The sequence below is a fragment of the Paenibacillus sp. J14 genome (genome assembly GCF_000518465.1).
In the GTDB taxonomy this organism is placed as follows: Bacteria; Bacillota; Bacilli; order Paenibacillales; family Paenibacillaceae; genus Fontibacillus; species Fontibacillus barengoltzii.
This window is the reverse complement of sequence record NZ_JADQ01000002.1, coordinates 1-14,936: the sequence shown is the minus strand read 5'-3', so window position 1 is coordinate 14,936 and position 14,936 is coordinate 1. Positions and strand designations below refer to the sequence as shown.

General features: G+C 52.7%; 12 protein-coding genes and 1 pseudogene. 7 read left to right on the top strand and 6 right to left on the bottom strand.

Going from position 1 to position 14,936, the window contains the following annotated elements:
• Nucleotides 1-164: 164 nt before the first annotated feature.
• Nucleotides 165-2,798 carry a calcium-translocating P-type ATPase, PMCA-type gene (locus M891_RS0100825; protein ID WP_016313841.1) on the bottom strand — a complete coding sequence of 878 codons (2,634 nt, stop codon included), beginning with the start codon at nucleotides 2,796-2,798 and terminating at the stop codon, nucleotides 165-167.
• Nucleotides 2,799-3,043: 245 nt separating this feature from the next.
• On the opposite strand from M891_RS0100825, the gene udk reads away from it, so the two are divergent.
• A complete protein-coding gene (gene udk, locus M891_RS0100820; protein WP_028537455.1) occupies nucleotides 3,044-3,667 on the top strand; it encodes a uridine kinase in 624 nt (207 codons plus the stop codon).
• 58 nt (nucleotides 3,668-3,725) lie between these two features.
• On the opposite strand, the gene M891_RS23010 is transcribed toward udk, so the two are convergent.
• The 3 genes from M891_RS23010 to M891_RS0100805 are packed head-to-tail and all read right to left on the bottom strand — an operon-like array spanning nucleotide 3,726 to nucleotide 7,459.
• The gene (locus M891_RS23010) at nucleotides 3,726-4,835 is read right to left on the bottom strand and encodes a GerAB/ArcD/ProY family transporter (RefSeq protein WP_051416784.1); all 1,110 of its coding nucleotides are present in this window, start codon (nucleotides 4,833-4,835) and stop codon (nucleotides 3,726-3,728) included.
• 19 nt (nucleotides 4,836-4,854) lie between these two features.
• Complete coding sequence (locus M891_RS0100810) at nucleotides 4,855-5,955, bottom strand: Ger(x)C family spore germination protein (RefSeq protein WP_028537454.1); 1,101 nt, start codon at nucleotides 5,953-5,955, stop codon at nucleotides 4,855-4,857.
• Complete coding sequence (locus M891_RS0100805) at nucleotides 5,945-7,459, bottom strand: spore germination protein (protein WP_036699097.1); 1,515 nt, start codon at nucleotides 7,457-7,459, stop codon at nucleotides 5,945-5,947. Before M891_RS0100805 ends, M891_RS0100810 begins: the two co-directional genes overlap by 11 nt.
• Nucleotides 7,460-7,673: 214 nt before the next feature.
• On the opposite strand from M891_RS0100805, the gene M891_RS0100800 reads away from it, so the two are divergent.
• The 3 genes from M891_RS0100800 to M891_RS0100790 all read left to right on the top strand — a co-directional run bounded on the left by M891_RS0100800 (nucleotide 7,674) and on the right by M891_RS0100790 (nucleotide 12,048).
• Nucleotides 7,674-9,428 carry an ABC transporter ATP-binding protein gene (locus tag M891_RS0100800; protein WP_028537452.1) on the top strand — a complete coding sequence of 585 codons (1,755 nt, stop codon included), beginning with the start codon at nucleotides 7,674-7,676 and terminating at the stop codon, nucleotides 9,426-9,428.
• Nucleotides 9,418-11,253: an ABC transporter ATP-binding protein gene (locus tag M891_RS0100795; protein WP_028537451.1), complete on the top strand. Its 1,836-nt coding sequence runs from the start codon at nucleotides 9,418-9,420 to the stop codon at nucleotides 11,251-11,253. The genes M891_RS0100800 and M891_RS0100795 overlap by 11 nt, the downstream gene beginning before the upstream one ends.
• A gap of 123 nt (nucleotides 11,254-11,376) precedes the next feature.
• Nucleotides 11,377-12,048: an SGNH/GDSL hydrolase family protein gene (locus tag M891_RS0100790; RefSeq protein WP_036699094.1), complete on the top strand. Its 672-nt coding sequence runs from the start codon at nucleotides 11,377-11,379 to the stop codon at nucleotides 12,046-12,048.
• A 54-nt stretch (nucleotides 12,049-12,102) separates the two neighbouring features.
• On the opposite strand, the gene M891_RS0100785 is transcribed toward M891_RS0100790, so the two are convergent.
• Nucleotides 12,103-12,315: a DUF378 domain-containing protein gene (locus M891_RS0100785; RefSeq protein ID WP_016313849.1), complete on the bottom strand. Its 213-nt coding sequence runs from the start codon at nucleotides 12,313-12,315 to the stop codon at nucleotides 12,103-12,105.
• 201 nt (nucleotides 12,316-12,516) lie between these two features.
• On the opposite strand from M891_RS0100785, the gene M891_RS0100780 reads away from it, so the two are divergent.
• Nucleotides 12,517-13,209 (top strand): hypothetical protein, encoded by a 693-nt coding sequence (locus tag M891_RS0100780; protein WP_028537449.1) that lies wholly within the window; start codon nucleotides 12,517-12,519, stop codon nucleotides 13,207-13,209.
• Nucleotides 13,210-13,266: 57 nt separating this feature from the next.
• Here the strand turns inward: M891_RS0100780 and M891_RS0100775 are convergent, their stop codons facing one another.
• Entirely contained in the window at nucleotides 13,267-13,455 is a 189-nt protein-coding gene (locus tag M891_RS0100775; RefSeq protein WP_016313851.1) for a hypothetical protein, read from the bottom strand.
• Nucleotides 13,456-13,652: 197 nt separating this feature from the next.
• Between M891_RS0100775 and M891_RS0100770 the strand changes: the two genes are divergently transcribed.
• Both M891_RS0100770 and M891_RS24785 read left to right on the top strand, forming a co-directional pair.
• On the top strand, nucleotides 13,653-14,561 hold the full coding sequence (locus M891_RS0100770; RefSeq protein WP_028537448.1) for an EamA family transporter: 909 nt from the start codon (nucleotides 13,653-13,655) through the stop codon (nucleotides 14,559-14,561).
• A 190-nt stretch (nucleotides 14,562-14,751) separates the two neighbouring features.
• Nucleotides 14,752-14,936, top strand: a pseudogene (locus M891_RS24785) (IS110 family transposase); the annotation flags it as partial.

Sequence of the window (14,936 nt, the reverse complement as noted above, 5' to 3'; positions counted from 1 at the left end):
CCTTGGTTGGATCTAACGAACAAGGGCCGCCAGACAAATCATCTGCGGCCTATGTTCTTCTTGGTCTATTCACTTGTATCATCTATCAAACCGTGGCAAGAGGGGAATTCAAAATTCTCCTTTGTTCTATCAAAATTCTCATATCTCAAGATTTTGCCGAAGTTTTAGGCGGACTCTCTAGCCTTCCCGGCCCGCATAAAGATCTTGATGATCTCATTCAAGATCAGCGGGATTAACGCCAAGAGAATCACGATCCCCCAATCGGAGAGGCTGAGATTTTGGACCTTAAACGCTGCGGCCAAGAACGGGATCGAGATCGACAGGAACTGTAACAGCAATCCAGCAATAACCGCTCCAACGAGCAACAGATTGGAGAACAGACCGACGGTGAAAATCGACTTGGTCGCACTGCGCTTCGAGAAGGCGTAGAACAGCTGCGACGCCGCAAGCACAACAAAGGCCATCGTCCGTGCGTAAGTCATCACATCCTCCGGAATACCGGAGGTGCGCAAACCATACCCATGCTCACGAAGTCCTATGTAAAATGCAACCAAAGTCAGCGCACCGATCAAGAGTCCTCCAAGCACTGCCTGCCACGCTGCACCTCCGGCAAAGAAGCTCTCCTTCGGATCACGCGGCTTACGCTTCATGACGTCCTTCTCGCCAGGATCCACACCTAGTGCAATCGCCGGCAACGTGTCGGTGACCAGGTTGATCCAGAGGATCTGGGTTGCCAACAACGGCAACGGCCAGAAGAATAAAATCGAAGCGAGAATCGCCACAATCTCCCCGAAATTACACGCCAACAGGAACGTTACCGTCTTACGAATATTCGCGTAGATGTTCCGACCTTCCCGAATCGCGTGGACGATCGTGGTGAAATTATCGTCGGTCAGAATCATGTCGCTGGCGCCCTTCGATACGTCGGTACCGGTAATACCCATCGCCACGCCGATGTCTGCCGTCTTCAGCGACGGCGCGTCGTTGACGCCATCCCCGGTCATCGAGACGATGTTGCCCTTCGCCTTAAAGGCCTTGACGATCTTCACCTTATGCTCAGGCGAAACCCGGGCGAATACGCGGATGCCCTTGATTTTTTCGGCAAACGCCTCATCCGACAACTCGTCGATTTCGGCCCCCGTCATGCTTTGTTCCAGGGAGCTGGCAATCTCCAGCTCTTTGGCGATTGCCACAGCGGTGTTGCGATGGTCGCCCGTGATCATCACCGGAGTGATCCCCGCCGCTTTCGCCTCGCGGATCGAATCCTTCACTTCGGACCGCGGCGGATCGATCATGCCAACGAAGCCAAGGATGGTCAGATCCTGCTCCATCTCCTCGGGCGGCAGGATGCGATCCGTATCCTTATAGGCAGCACCCAACACCCGTAATGCATCGTCCGACATCGCTTCTGCGGCTGCCATGAAGCGTTGCTTCAGCTCTTCCGTCAGCGGTACGACCTCTCCGTGAACTACCGCGCTGTTCGATATCCGCAGCAGCTGGTCGATCGCGCCTTTCGTATGCACGCGATAGCCTTCCCGCGTCTGGTTCAGCGTGGACATCAGCTTGCGGTCGGAATCAAACGGCTTCTCGGAGATCCGTTTGTATTCGGCCTCCAGCGATTTCTTCGAAAGTCCATGCTGTTCGCCGAAAGCGACCAAGGCGATCTCCGTTGGATCACCGGTCCCTTCGCCATTCTCGTAAGTGGCATCGGAACACAACACGAACGTCTTGATCATTTCGATCGGGGCCTCATCGCCCAAAGGCTCCGCAGTAAAATGCTTGACGACCGTCATTTTATTCTGGGTTAAGGTCCCGGTTTTATCCGAGCAGATGATGTTCACCGAGCCCAACGTTTCTACGGCCGGCAGCTTCTTGACAATGGCGTTGATGCGAGACATGCGCGTGACGCCAAGTGCGAGTACAATCGCCACGATGGCTGGCAGCCCCTCCGGAATCGCCGCGACCGCCAGGCTGATCGCAGTCAGGAACAACTCAAACAGATCTCGTCCCTGAATAAGGCCAATGACGAAGATCACGACGCAGATGCCGATAGCGATGTAACCCAGCATTTTGCCGAGCTCATCGAGCTTCTTCTGCAGCGGAGTCAACTCCTGCGTATCTTCGTCCAGAATCTTGGCGATTTTGCCCATCTCTGTATTCATCGCCGTCCCGACGACAACCCCTTCGCCGCGGCCATACGTCACAAGCGTCGACATAAATGCCATGTTGCTCTGATCTCCGATGGGCGTTTGCGCTTCTTGATGCAGATCCTCCGCATTTTTATCCGACGGTACGGACTCGCCGGTCAGTGCGGATTCCTCAATTTGCAGATTCGCACTGTCAATCAACCGCAAATCGGCTGGAATGAAACGTCCGGCATCCAGGATCACGATATCGCCCGGAACGATCTCCCCGGAATCGATTTCCTTCACATTCCCGTCACGCCGTACCAGCGTTTTGGGGGTGGTCATTTGCTGCAGCGCTTCAATCGCTTTCTCCGCTTTCTGCTCCTGAATGACTCCGATAATCGCGTTCAACAGGACAACGGCCAAGATGATGACGGCATCCATGTATTCTCCGACAATCAGCGTAACGATGGCGGCAGCCAGCAGCACATAAATCAGCATATCCTTTAGTTGAGCGAAGAAGACCGACCAAATGCCCGGCTTCGGCTTGCCTTTAATCTGGTTTGGCCCGTACTTCGACAGACGCTTCCCGGCTTCTTCCGAAGACAGCCCGGCAGCGGGATCCACCTGCAGCTCTTGCAAGACGGCCTCCCGGGTTTTCGTATGCCACATCAGCAGCACCTCTTTACTTGAATTTGGCAGACATGAACATACCATTATTGTAAACCGAATCCGCGGGAAATTATGAGAAAAAATAAACAACACTCCACATCGATATCCCGCCACAAATTTGCCATAATATGAAGGACCTCGAGTCAGCCGCATGAAGATGAAAAAATGCCTGGGCTATGCTACAATACTGAGATGTTAAACGGGAACGTTTAGAGGGATGTCATTCTAGGAGGGTATTTCATTTCATGTTAATTATAGGTATCGCCGGCGGCACCGGGTCCGGGAAAACGACGGTGGCCCGCTCGGTTATCGGCCAGCTGGACACTGATAAAGTGACGTTTATTTCACAAGACAACTACTATAAAGACCAGTCGCACCTCAGCATGGCCGAACGGGAAAAGACGAACTACGACCATCCCTTCGCCTTCGATAACGAGCTGTTGGTGGAGCATTTGAACCTGCTCAAGAACGGACAAGCCGCCTATGCTCCGGTGTACGATTTTACGAAGCATACCCGTTCTGATAAGACGATCAAGCTGTTGCCCAATAACATCATTATCGTCGAGGGACTCTTCGTCCTGTATGACGAGAAGCTGCGGGAGATGCTCGACATCAAGGTGTTCGTGGACACTGACTCCGACGTGCGCATCCTTCGGCGGGTACTGCGCGACATGGAAGAACGCGGTCGTTCGATCCACTCCATCCATCAGCAGTACCTGGCCACGGTAAAGCCGATGCATGAAGCTTTTATTGAGCCGTCGAAAAAATACGCCGACCTCATTATTCCCGAAGGCGGGCATAACGAAGTGGGCATTCAAATGCTGACCATCCTGACGGAGAAACATTTGACCGGAGGGTTTAAAGTCTAGATAAACAGCGGAAAAAACACCTGCAATTGGCAGGTGTTTCATTTTTCAACGAATGGGGTTAATTACTCCGGGCCGTCCGAATGCGGATCACCGCTTGTCTAACTAAAGCAATCAGAAACAGCAGCGGAAGGTAGCCGAAGGTCAGGAAGCCGCCAATCTGCGAGATGAGGAGTTCCATTCGTTCGATGCCCACCGGGGTTCGCACGGAGATGATCACTCCAAAAACCACGAGTAAGGTGATCCATAGCGCCCATTTCCTTGGCAACTTCAAAGTTTGATGCAGAATACGAACCGCTGCCCAGATCGAAATGCAGCAAACCGGGAAGATCACCAGCAGCCAATCAAAGATATAGATATAGTCGAAACGTTCCAAAAACGCCAAACGAATAATTTTAGATAGAACAAGCGTTGGCCAAATCGTTCCCTTCAGCTGCAACATATTGAAATATCCCAGGGTCGTGATCAGCACGAGCATATAAAGCACGGTGGTATAGGCTGTCGCGAGATGTGCCCATTTATGCGCTTTACGCTTATCCTTGAGAAATGGATAGTAGAACAAGAGAAATTCGGGCCCTAAGAAGATATAGAGTGAATTCACCGCCGACGTTATATAATCGCCCAGACCATGATTCATGATCGGAAGTAGGTTGTTCCAATGAGCGAGCTTCATAGGAAAATAGAGCGTCGGGAGAATGAAACTGGGAATAATAACGCACAGCAAGCAGATGCCGGTAACGACACGAAAGCCTCCGGACACAATGTACGTAGCCGCCGCTAAAATGATCAACGCAACTTGCCATAGCGACGAATCCGGAAACACCCATACATAGATCACTTCCGCATAGGGCCGAATCTGCCCTACACAAATCAGCACACAGTAGAAGAACAGAACCAAGCTTAACCCTCGGCCAATGACGTTTCCGAATATTTGACGGTGGAGAGAGAAGATATCCCCGTCTTCGGCCATACGCATCAATTGGAACAACATAAAAATAACGAGGTGCATCAAGATGCCTACCACCAGCAAGGAAATCCAGGCGTCTTGTTCCGCGCCGCGAACAATTCTTTGCTGAAAATTCAACATCCCGATCCCCGTTTGAACCCCGTGGACTAGAAACCAGGTGAAGTAAGCCGAGACTTGGCTGCTTTGCTTTACGTTTTGGCTCATCCGTTTCTCCTGCCTTGATCTAATATCCGATCCCCGATTCCTTTAAAGTGAGATGAGTATGAACTTCGAAACGCATTCGCGGGTACTCCCGCTTGTAGAAATCCTCTTCGTCCCAGGAACGTTGATGTCCCCGAACAAAGTCACCTAATCCGAGCGGATCTACGCCGTTGTCACGCAGCTTGTTCAGCAGCTTTATGGCATTGTCATTTATTTGCTGCTCTAGCTCGGATACCGTATATTTGTAGGTGATTTCAGAACGCATATTCATTCTAGGGATTTCCTTTAACATCCCTATTAGATGCAAGTCGATGGTCATTTTGAGGGCTTCTCCGTGATCCAGGGCGAAGTGCATGGAGGGCTCTTCCTTTAGCAGGCTGAGCGCTGCCACATGTTCCTCGGAACCCGCATTGATTTGAACGGGTAAGATCCCGCCTTTTCCACGTCCCTTCATCATTTTGAGGAGCAGCGTCTCCTTCGCATCTAGCACCAATTTCAGCCGATCGTATTGAAAAATACCGAGTCCTGTGAATTCGATTTTCCCATACTTGTTCCTCTTAAGATACGGAGCGAATGCGTCCCTCCCTGTTCCATAACAATTGAATAAAAAAATATGCAGATTGTTCAGAGGAGCGTTATCCGACGTCACATTTTGCTCGATTAAATGATAGGGCAGTCCTTCCCTGTTTTTTCCTTTTAAACTTTGGAACATCTCTTGCGGAGGTTCCTCCGAGACGGCCAAGATCATGCTTGTGCTGGTGATCGGGCTTCTGCAGAAGGTATGCAGGAAGGAATCCAAGCCTTGCTCGGCCATCCGGCGGCTAAATACTAACATTCGCAGCTTCCCCGTTTGAATCGTATGGGGGGACTGCATGTTCATTTGGCTGAGCATCAACTCCACCGTATCCCCTTCCCCATGGATGGACTTAATTCTATCGTTTTCCATATGGTCCATATAGAGACCAATAGTCTGGTATAGTCCGTTCTTCTGGTCGACTCCCAACACGGTGAGAATTTTAATTCTGTCCACGATCCGAGTTTGCATGCAGCCGATCAACGTCAGGGTCATCCCCAGCATAAGAGCGGTGAGAACAACAAACCTCCTAAGCCGTTTATTCCGCATAGTCATCCTCCTTCCGTGATTGTGGGTGGTAGCGATAAGCGGTTAACGGGCGTAGGAATAAGCTGCGACGGTTCAAGTATTGATAGGAAGCCCGAATGGCGCTGTCGGCCAAATTGTCTGTTCGAAAAGGATACAGCGGCGCGAGATACGGCACCCCAAGCGATTTGAGCCGCATTAAATGTCCCATCAACATCAAGAAACCTATAGTAATTCCAAGACCGCCCCAAAGGGCCGCTAATAAGATAAACGGAAAACGAAGCAGCCGGATCGTATTTGCCATTTTGACAATCGGAGTCGTAAAGGAAGCCAGGGCCGACAGCGCCACAATAATCAATAAAATAGTACTGGTCAATGCGGCTTGCACAGAAGCCTCACCGATAACAATACCGCCGACGATCCCAAGGGTCTGGCCGATTTTAGACGGCAGCCGTGCGCCTGCCTCCCTGAGCAAATCAATCGTGATCTCCAGAAAGATCACCTCCACGACCGGCAGAAATGGTACATGGATTCGCGACTGAATTAACGGGCCAAGAATCGTTTCAGGGAGGATCTCATAATGAAACGTCATAATCGCCACATAAATCGGTGTGGCAAACACCGAGAACACCACGCTCAGAAGTCGAATAATGCGATGGAATGACCCTAAGATCCAAGGCAAACAGTAATCCTCCGGCGACACGAAAAAACCAAGAAAATTAGCTGGGGCCGCCATGACGTAGGGAGAACCGTCCGTGAAGACAGCCACTTGCCCGGAGGTAAGGGCAAAGGTAACCCGATCGACCCGTTCGGTGGAGATATATAACGGGAACATGGTGTTGCTCTGATCAGCAATGATTTCTTCCAGTTGGGAGGTGTCGTACAATACTTCGTAATCGATGCTTTTCAGCCGCTGCCTCATCGTGTCGACGATCTCCGGATTTGTGACATCCTCCAAATAAGCGATAACCACTCGGGTGTTGGAGTGAGAACCGATCGTTAGGGTTTCGAAAATCAACGCCGGCGTTGCCAGCTTCTGCCTCAAGAGATGCAGATTCGTGTCCAGATTCTCCACAAAACCAACCTTCGGCCCCATGACACTGAACTCATTCTCAGTGTCGTTGCTCTGCCGTTGACCGGTTTGGGCGTTATTCAAATTCGCCAGTACATACAAGTCTTCCGCTGAATCCATGCGGAGCAAGACGTACCCTTCCATGAGTTTTGCGACAACTTCTTTCTCCGTGTTCGCAATCATCACCTCGGCAAAAGGCAACAGGTCCATCAGCTCTTCCGGTTGACCGAGCCGATCCCGATGCTCCCGAAGAGCAGGAAGCAAATAACGGGTCACCTTATCATCCGACACCAACGAACTGTAATAGGCGACTCGAATCAATCCTTCATCTTCCTCAAAGGGCGAAAACTCGTGAAAATCACTGGACTTCCGGACCTGCTCCAGGCCCGAATGCCTCTGGTTCAGCCGTTTCTCGTTATCGGAATGCTTCACAAACATCCCCTCGATTTCAATCATTTTCCTTTAAGATTCCGCAGCGTGGCAGGGTTTATGCAAAATAATGATTCCGTTTTCCGCTCTACACCCGCATCTTCAATGCATAAATATACAAAATGACGTGTCCCGCGGTTTGATGGATCTGGAAATTCGCAGTATGATTAAAAAGCTGAGACTGGAAAAAAGGAGGTCGAAGGATAACAATCACCTTTTCTGGGAAAGGACGGGATGCCTGATGCGTGGAAAAACCTTATTGCTGAGCCACATGAAGTCGCATTTTCCGCTGTATTTGACAGCTGCGCTATGTTTGACGGCTGCCAATGTGACGTATTCATATTTCCCGAAGGTCCTGGGGGATTTTACGGATCACCTCCAGCAAGGCGGGCTGACTAGAAGCGGAGTAGGCCGATACGCGCTGACTCTGGCTGCCATCGCCGTCGTCTATGGCCTTTGCTTTGGATTCGGTCAGTACATGAACCATCGCCTGGGGCGAATGTTCGAATTTCGGGCCCGGAACCAATTATTTCGGCATTTTACTCAATTAAGCGAAGCGTTCTTCTCGAAACACGGAATCGGCAAACTGCTCAGCTACGTGATGAATGACGTCACCGGCGTGCGGGAGTCGATCGCTAACGGGTTGAACCAGTTAACTAATGCGTCGGTGTTGTTGATCTCCGTCATCACGATGATGATGGTCAGCGATATTCCGGCGCTTTTGATCGTGGTATGTGTCTTGCCGCTGATTGCCATCCCGTTTATCGTAAGCGGATTCGGCCCTAAGATCCGTGACAACTCGCGAAAGGTGCAGGAGTCGCTTGCGGCGATGACGGAAGCTGCGGAGGAGCAATTTGAAGGCATCAAAGTGACGAAGAGCTTCGCAATCGAAGAGATTGCCCGCGCCCGGTTTGGGCAGACTGTGGACCGCATCCTGAGCAGCCAGCTGTCGCTGGTCCGGATGAGCTCGCTGTTTCAGGTGCTGCTGCCGTTTACCGGCGCGGTTTCCATGGCGGTGGCCATCGCTTACGGCGGCCTGCTCGTCTCGCACGGCGAGCTGTCGCTGGGTAATTTCGTGGCCTTAACCTTATATTTGCGGATGATTATGAACCCGCTGCGGCTGATCGGCAACGTGATCAACTTCATGCAGCGTGCGCGAGCTTCCCTTGACCGGCTGAACCACCTGTTGTCCATGAAGCCGGACATTTACGATGAAGCCGATGCCCTGCCGCTGCCGGAAAATCCGCACAGCCTCGACATCGAGATCCGCGGGTTAACCTTCACCTATCCGGACGCCGCCCGCGCATCGCTGCAGGACATTCACCTTCGACTCAAGCCTGGAGAAACGCTGGGCATCGTGGGCCGAACCGGCAGCGGGAAAACGACGCTCGTCAAACTGCTGCTGCGGGTATACGATCCTCCCCGTGACACAGTCTTCATCGGCGGCCACGATATCAGAAGCTTGACGCTGGAGAGCCTCCGCACCCGGATTGCCTACGTGCCGCAGGACGGCTTCCTGTTCAGCACGACGCTCCGTGACAACATCGCCTTCTTCGACCGAACCTCCGAGCTGCGCCAAGTGGAGGACGCCGCAAGGATGGCAGATCTCTATGACAACGTCGTAAAATTCCCGAAGCGGTTCGATACCGAGCTGGGCGAACGCGGCTTGACGTTATCCGGCGGGCAGCGTCAGCGGACCAGCTTGGCCCGAGGACTGATCAAGAACGCGCCGATCCTGCTGCTTGACGACAGCGTCAGTGCGGTGGATTCCGTAACGGAGACGCGCATTCTGTCTCATCTGCGGGAGGTTCGTAAAGGAAAAACAACGCTAATCATCGCCCACCGCATCAGTGCGGTGAAACATGCCGACCGCATCCTCGTGCTGGATGACGGGCGGATAGCCGAGCAAGGAACGCATGAGCAGCTGCTGCAAGCCGGAGGCTTGTACGCAGACCTGTATCACCTGCAGGAAGGAGAGGATCGCGATGTCAACTAATTCCGAAGCAGCCGACACCCGCAGGAAATACGAGGTCACTCCGGAGCAACGGAGGAAGGCGTTTGCCGCCCTGCTCACCTATGCCAAACCACACCGGAAGGCGTTCCTCGCCGTGTTTGGTTTTGCCTTTCTGGCCATTTCCGCCGACCTGCTGCAGCCGTTCCTGATCAAATATGCCATCGATGAGAAGGTGCTGTTTGGTGCACACGGCCCCAGCATCCTGCTTAGCCTCGCTTTGGCCTACCTTGCGCTTGAGGCAGTCAGCGGCGTGTTCTCCTATTGGCAGGCGAATTTACTGCAACGGGCCGGGCAAAGCATCGTTGCCTTGCTGCGCAAAGATCTGTTTAAGCAGATCACCCGGCAGTCGATGTCGTTCTTCGACCGCAATTCAGCTGGCGGCCTTGTCACAAATGAGTCCAGTGATACGGAGACGATCAACCAGTTTTTTACCCAGGTGTTGTTAAGTCTGGTCCGCGACGGATTATCGCTGATCCTCGTTGTTGTCTTTATGTTTGCGTTGGACGTCCAACTGGCCTTATATTGCCTAATTCTTTTTCCGATCATCACGGCCATTGCCATCGCCTTCCGTAAATATTTGCGCACCAGCTATCAGCGAGCCCGCTCGCTGTTGTCCCGGCTCATCGCGTTTACAGCGGAAAATCTGAGCGGGATGAGTCTGATTCAGTCGTTCCATCAGGAAGGGGAGCAAACGTCCCGCTTCAGGGACCGGAACACCGCCTATTTAAAAGCGAATCTGCGGGAAGTTCAGGCCACCGTCCTGTTTAACCGTTCCTTCGACGTGCTTGGCAATTTGTCGGTGGCCTTCGTCGTTTGGATCGGCGGCTTCGCGGTGCTGGGCCATCGCATCGAATTTGGCGTGCTGTATGCCTTCATCAGCTATATCCGCCAATTCTTTCAGCCGATCAACCAAATTACCCAACAATGGAACACGCTGCAGTCCACCATCGTGTCGGTGGACCGGCTGTGGCGAATCTTCTCCGCCGAGCCGGAGGTGCAAGACCCTGCGCCGGAGAAAGCCAAAGCGTTGCCGGCCCATACGGTTCGCGGGCGGATCGATTTCAATCGCATCCGCTTCTCATACACAGAGGGCCAGGAAGTGCTGCATGGCCTCGACCTTCATGTGCGAGCAGGAGAATTCATCGGCATCGTAGGCACGACCGGCGCAGGCAAGAGCTCCTTGGTGAACCTGCTGACGCGGTTCTATGATGTAGACGAAGGCAGCGTCGAAATCGACGGCACGGATATCCGCCGTCTTCCGCAGGCCTCGCTGCATCGCATCGTCGGACTGGTGCAGCAGGACCCGTTCCTGTTCGCCGGGTCCATTATTGACAACGTCCGCCTCTTCCGCGAGGACATCAGCCGCGACGAAGTGATCGACGCCTGCCGGCGCATCGGCGCAGAGCCTATGATCACGCGGCTGAAGGACGGCTACGACACCCGGCTGTCCAATCGGGGCAGCGGGCTGTCCGCTGGTGAGCGCCAGCTGATCTCCTTCGCACGAATCCTGGTCTTCCAGCCCAAAATCCTCATCCTCGATGAGGCGACGGCGAATCTGGATTCCCAAACCGAGCTGTTGATCCAGAACGCGTTAAGCGTAGTGTCCGCCGGTCGGACAACGCTGGTCATCGCACACCGCCTGTCCACCGTTCAGCACGCGGACCGCATCCTCGTGATCCAGAGCGGTCGGATCGCCGAGCAGGGCACGCATGAAACGTTGCTGGCCCGCGGCGGCTACTATGCGGAGCTGGTACGCCACTCACGGCAAGGTCGTGCAGATCTGAGGCAGCTGGCACCGCGCAGGTAAGTCTGTTAAGTATAGGGGTTGGTCTGAATGGAAATGGACCAGCCCTTTTTTGATAAACCGCACCTCCCCACCTGGTTCGCAATACTATAGTTGTAAAGTCTATCTTAGGTGGGTGACCTGGAGATGATATACACCGCACTTGGGGATTCCATCACGTATGGTGATAACGCGACCTCGCCGCGGCTGGCCTATCCTCAGTTAATCGTATCGGATTATAATCGCTCTACCCCCCGGCCCATCCGGGGTTATGTATTAGCCCGGTCCGGCTGGACCAGCGGCAATCTGCTGGATGCCGTGCTGCGGCAAGGCTCAGACATGATTAGACAATCCTCGGTTGTATCGGTCTGGATTGGGGGCGTCGATTTAGCCAATTCGGCGATTGACCCGCTGGTGAATGGCGGACCGTTTCCGAATACGGGGATTCTCTTCCAGTTTCGCCGAAATTTAAGCGCCCTCCTGGGCCATATTCGCAAAATCAGCTCTGCTCGGATCGTATGCTGCACCCAATACAACCCGTTCCCGAGCAATTCACTTGCCGTCGAGTGGATCAGTCGTCTAAACGAGACGACCCACGGCATCGCAGCCTCTTACGGAGCCAAGGTGGCACCCGCGCACAGATGGTTTGAAGGGAAGCAAGCCGAGCTGATCGACGGGTATCGAGGCGGCCAATTGGAGGACCTCCTCGGCGGTACGCTGCCGATTCATCCGAACAATCAGGGACACCGGGTGATTGCGAACGGACTTGCGCCCTACCTTTTTCCTAAAACCAGCGTATCTTCCAAGAAAAAAAAATAGCCGGGATGCTCTCACATCCCGGACCTTCCCGCATACTTCCACGGATTCCCCAGCTTATCTGGCGACTTCATCATTCGTGACATCGTTGAAGAACTTAAACGCGTAGATGGCGCTAATGCCGACGAGCGTGTAAATGATCCGCGACATGGTCGAGTCTTGCCCGCCAAAAATGCCTGCCACTAAGTCATATTGAAAGAGCCCCACCAACAGCCAGTTTAATCCGCCCACAATCAGTAATGCGAGCGCTATTGCGTTTAATGTTTTCATTCCGGGCCAACTCCTCGGTCGAAATTTTTTTATTCATTAGTTAAATTTCCAAGTTGCCCAAAATTTATGCAGATTCCGGCAAATATCACGAAACGGGCTAGAAATTGAGGAACAAGCACAGGCATCGAACCCATTTCGGAAGTAAGATATATCGAGGAAAACGTCTAGCGTAAAAAAACTAAGCACCGAGGTGATCCTTGCATGGCAAGTTCGGCAAACATTCGCAAACGTGCGAAACAGCTGAAGGGCCAGCCGGTTCGCGTGGAATTGCACGACGGGCGTTCTTATATCGGATGGATCGCCGGGCTGGATGCGAACGGCCTGCTTCTCTCCGTACCCCCGCGCGGCAAGAAGAAAATGAAGAAGAAGAAGGCAGCCCGCAGCAAAAAAGCACGCTCATCGGCTATCCAGCAGCCATTGGACAGCGGCCTCCCAAGAGATCCCCGTTTCGCCCAGGGCATCCGTCCCGACGTCGGCTGGGGGCTAGGCGGTGTGCCTATGGGATATGGTCCTGGCCCAGGCGGCAATTGGGGAAGACCCCGGGAACTGGGCTATTACGGAAACTTGAACGGAGGATGGGGAAGACCTCAAGGTTATTATGGCTTTAGCGGAATGCCGGGAAGACCCGGTCCCAGACCTTATGGCTATGGCTTCGCTGGAGGGCCAGGGCGTCCGCGGAGACCCGGGCTGTTTGGCTTTGGCGGATCAAACGGAGACTCCGGCGGAACGCAGGAGCAAAACACGGAGACCTCTCCTTCGGAAAGACCCCGCCGGCCAGCCATTCTCGGAATGGTGCAAAAAGTGCAAAAATACATGCCCCTGATGAAGATGGGCTATAACGCCATCAAATCGATTATCCCGTTGTTTAACGGCATCAAAGCCTTGATGGTCTGACCTATTAGGAATGGCTCCAAACAACAAAGAGACGCAAATCCTGCGTCTCTTTGTCTATTACTTGCGGCGGTTCTTCGTGAATCGGGTATACACGATCAAAGCGGCGAGCATCATCGCCACAAATCCGATATTCTCGGCAGCGACAGCCGACATTCCAAACAAGATGCAAAGGTTCGTCACCAATCCGTTCGTCAGCAGCGCGATCAAGATCAAAAATATCGGCCGCCACAAGTTATACCTTCTCATTTTCGCGACACTCCTGCCCCTTTAATTTCAACGAATCTATGATTTCATGTTAGTAGCATTTTACCATAAGTAGAGAGCGTTTGCATTTTTGCGGTTATTTCCTTCCAACTCTCATTGGTAAGTTTTTTCATAGACACTCCCCGCCGAATGATTTGTATAATCAGTAAGATTGCTATTTTCTTGGAAGGAGCATAGATATGTGGTTTCTATTTGCACTACTGACGTCTCTAGCGTGGGGGAGTGCCGATCTATTCTATAAAAAAGGCAGCGACAGCAAAGACCCGTTCAGTCATCTGAAGATCGTCGTTATGGTAGGTCTGGTGATGGGGATTCACGGCACGGCGTACCTGTTGATCGAAGGGCTGTCCTTTGATCCATTCGATATGATTCGCTATTTGCCGGTATCGGCGCTGTACATTCTATCGATGGCGATCGGCTATTTCGGGCTCCGGTACATTGAGCTCTCTATCGCTTCGCCGGTGCAGAACTCATCCGGGGCGGTGACCGCGATTCTCCTGTATTTGTTCTTCCCTCATGATCTCGGATGGATGGACATTGCAGGGGTAGCGATCATTACCTTCGGCGTGGTGGGGCTAGCGATTTTGGAGAAACAAGAAGAGCGAATAGCCCTGAAGACGGGGACAGATCACCTCAACGCCAAATATCAAATCGGCGTGATGGCGATCACCTTCCCGCTGCTGTACTGCCTGCTTGACGGCTTAGGCACGTTTGCTGACGGCATTTATCTGGACGAGCTGAAGCTGATTGGTGAGGATGCCGCGCTTCTGGCTTACGAGTTCACGTTTTTCCTGTGTGCAGCGGTGGTTTATATTTACTTGGTTGCAGTCAAAAAACAGCGGTTCAACCTCTGGAGCGAACGCGTCAAAGGCGTAGCTGCAATTTTCGAGACGACCGGCCAGTTCTTCTACGTCTTCGCCATGGCCAGCAACGCCATCGTTGCAGCCCCGCTGATCGCTTCGTACAGCGTCTTCTCGGTGATTTTGTCCCGCCTGTTCCTTAAAGAGCGGCTCAGCCGACTGCAATACGCCGTCATCGTGCTCGTGCTGGCAGGGATCGCTTTGCTCGGCTTGGCGGACGAGCTGTAGGGCAAGCTGCTGCAGCCCGTAACGGACCGTAATGACCTTATTTGCACATTTCCCGAGAATTTCCCGATCTAGCTAAGATGAACGTAAACAAAAGACAGCCCTCCAAATTGCTACATCTCGTAGGTTAAAATGGATAGTGTAGTATAAACCAAACCATTTCAGAGCTACATAGCAAAGGAGAGCTGATACTATGCAGTCTACCACAAAATTCGTCGGTTTAGATGTATCCAAAGAAAAAATTTCGGTTGCGATTGCAGATGCGAGCGGGGAAGCTCCACGCTATTACGGAACCATTCCCCACACACCGGCAGCGTTACGCAAGCTTATCAAAGAGCTGGGAGCGGCCGAAACGCTATCGTTTTGTTACGAGGCAGG

What these genes read in the sequence shown, in the direction of transcription:
- M891_RS0100825 (WP_016313841.1), bottom strand. Translation starts at nt 2,798, where the DNA reads ATGTGGCATACGAAAACCCGGGAGGCCGTCTTGCAAGAGCTGCAGGTG.
- udk (WP_028537455.1), top strand. Translation starts at nt 3,044, where the DNA reads ATGTTAATTATAGGTATCGCCGGCGGCACCGGGTCCGGGAAAACGACG.
- M891_RS23010 (WP_051416784.1), bottom strand. Translation starts at nt 4,835, where the DNA reads ATGAGCCAAAACGTAAAGCAAAGCAGCCAAGTCTCGGCTTACTTCACC.
- M891_RS0100810 (WP_028537454.1), bottom strand. Translation starts at nt 5,955, where the DNA reads ATGCGGAATAAACGGCTTAGGAGGTTTGTTGTTCTCACCGCTCTTATG.
- M891_RS0100805 (WP_036699097.1), bottom strand. Translation starts at nt 7,459, where the DNA reads ATGATTGAAATCGAGGGGATGTTTGTGAAGCATTCCGATAACGAGAAA.
- M891_RS0100800 (WP_028537452.1), top strand. Translation starts at nt 7,674, where the DNA reads ATGCGTGGAAAAACCTTATTGCTGAGCCACATGAAGTCGCATTTTCCG.
- M891_RS0100795 (WP_028537451.1), top strand. Translation starts at nt 9,418, where the DNA reads ATGTCAACTAATTCCGAAGCAGCCGACACCCGCAGGAAATACGAGGTC.
- M891_RS0100790 (WP_036699094.1), top strand. Translation starts at nt 11,377, where the DNA reads ATGATATACACCGCACTTGGGGATTCCATCACGTATGGTGATAACGCG.
- M891_RS0100785 (WP_016313849.1), bottom strand. Translation starts at nt 12,315, where the DNA reads ATGAAAACATTAAACGCAATAGCGCTCGCATTACTGATTGTGGGCGGA.
- M891_RS0100780 (WP_028537449.1), top strand. Translation starts at nt 12,517, where the DNA reads ATGGCAAGTTCGGCAAACATTCGCAAACGTGCGAAACAGCTGAAGGGC.
- M891_RS0100775 (WP_016313851.1), bottom strand. Translation starts at nt 13,455, where the DNA reads ATGAGAAGGTATAACTTGTGGCGGCCGATATTTTTGATCTTGATCGCG.
- M891_RS0100770 (WP_028537448.1), top strand. Translation starts at nt 13,653, where the DNA reads ATGTGGTTTCTATTTGCACTACTGACGTCTCTAGCGTGGGGGAGTGCC.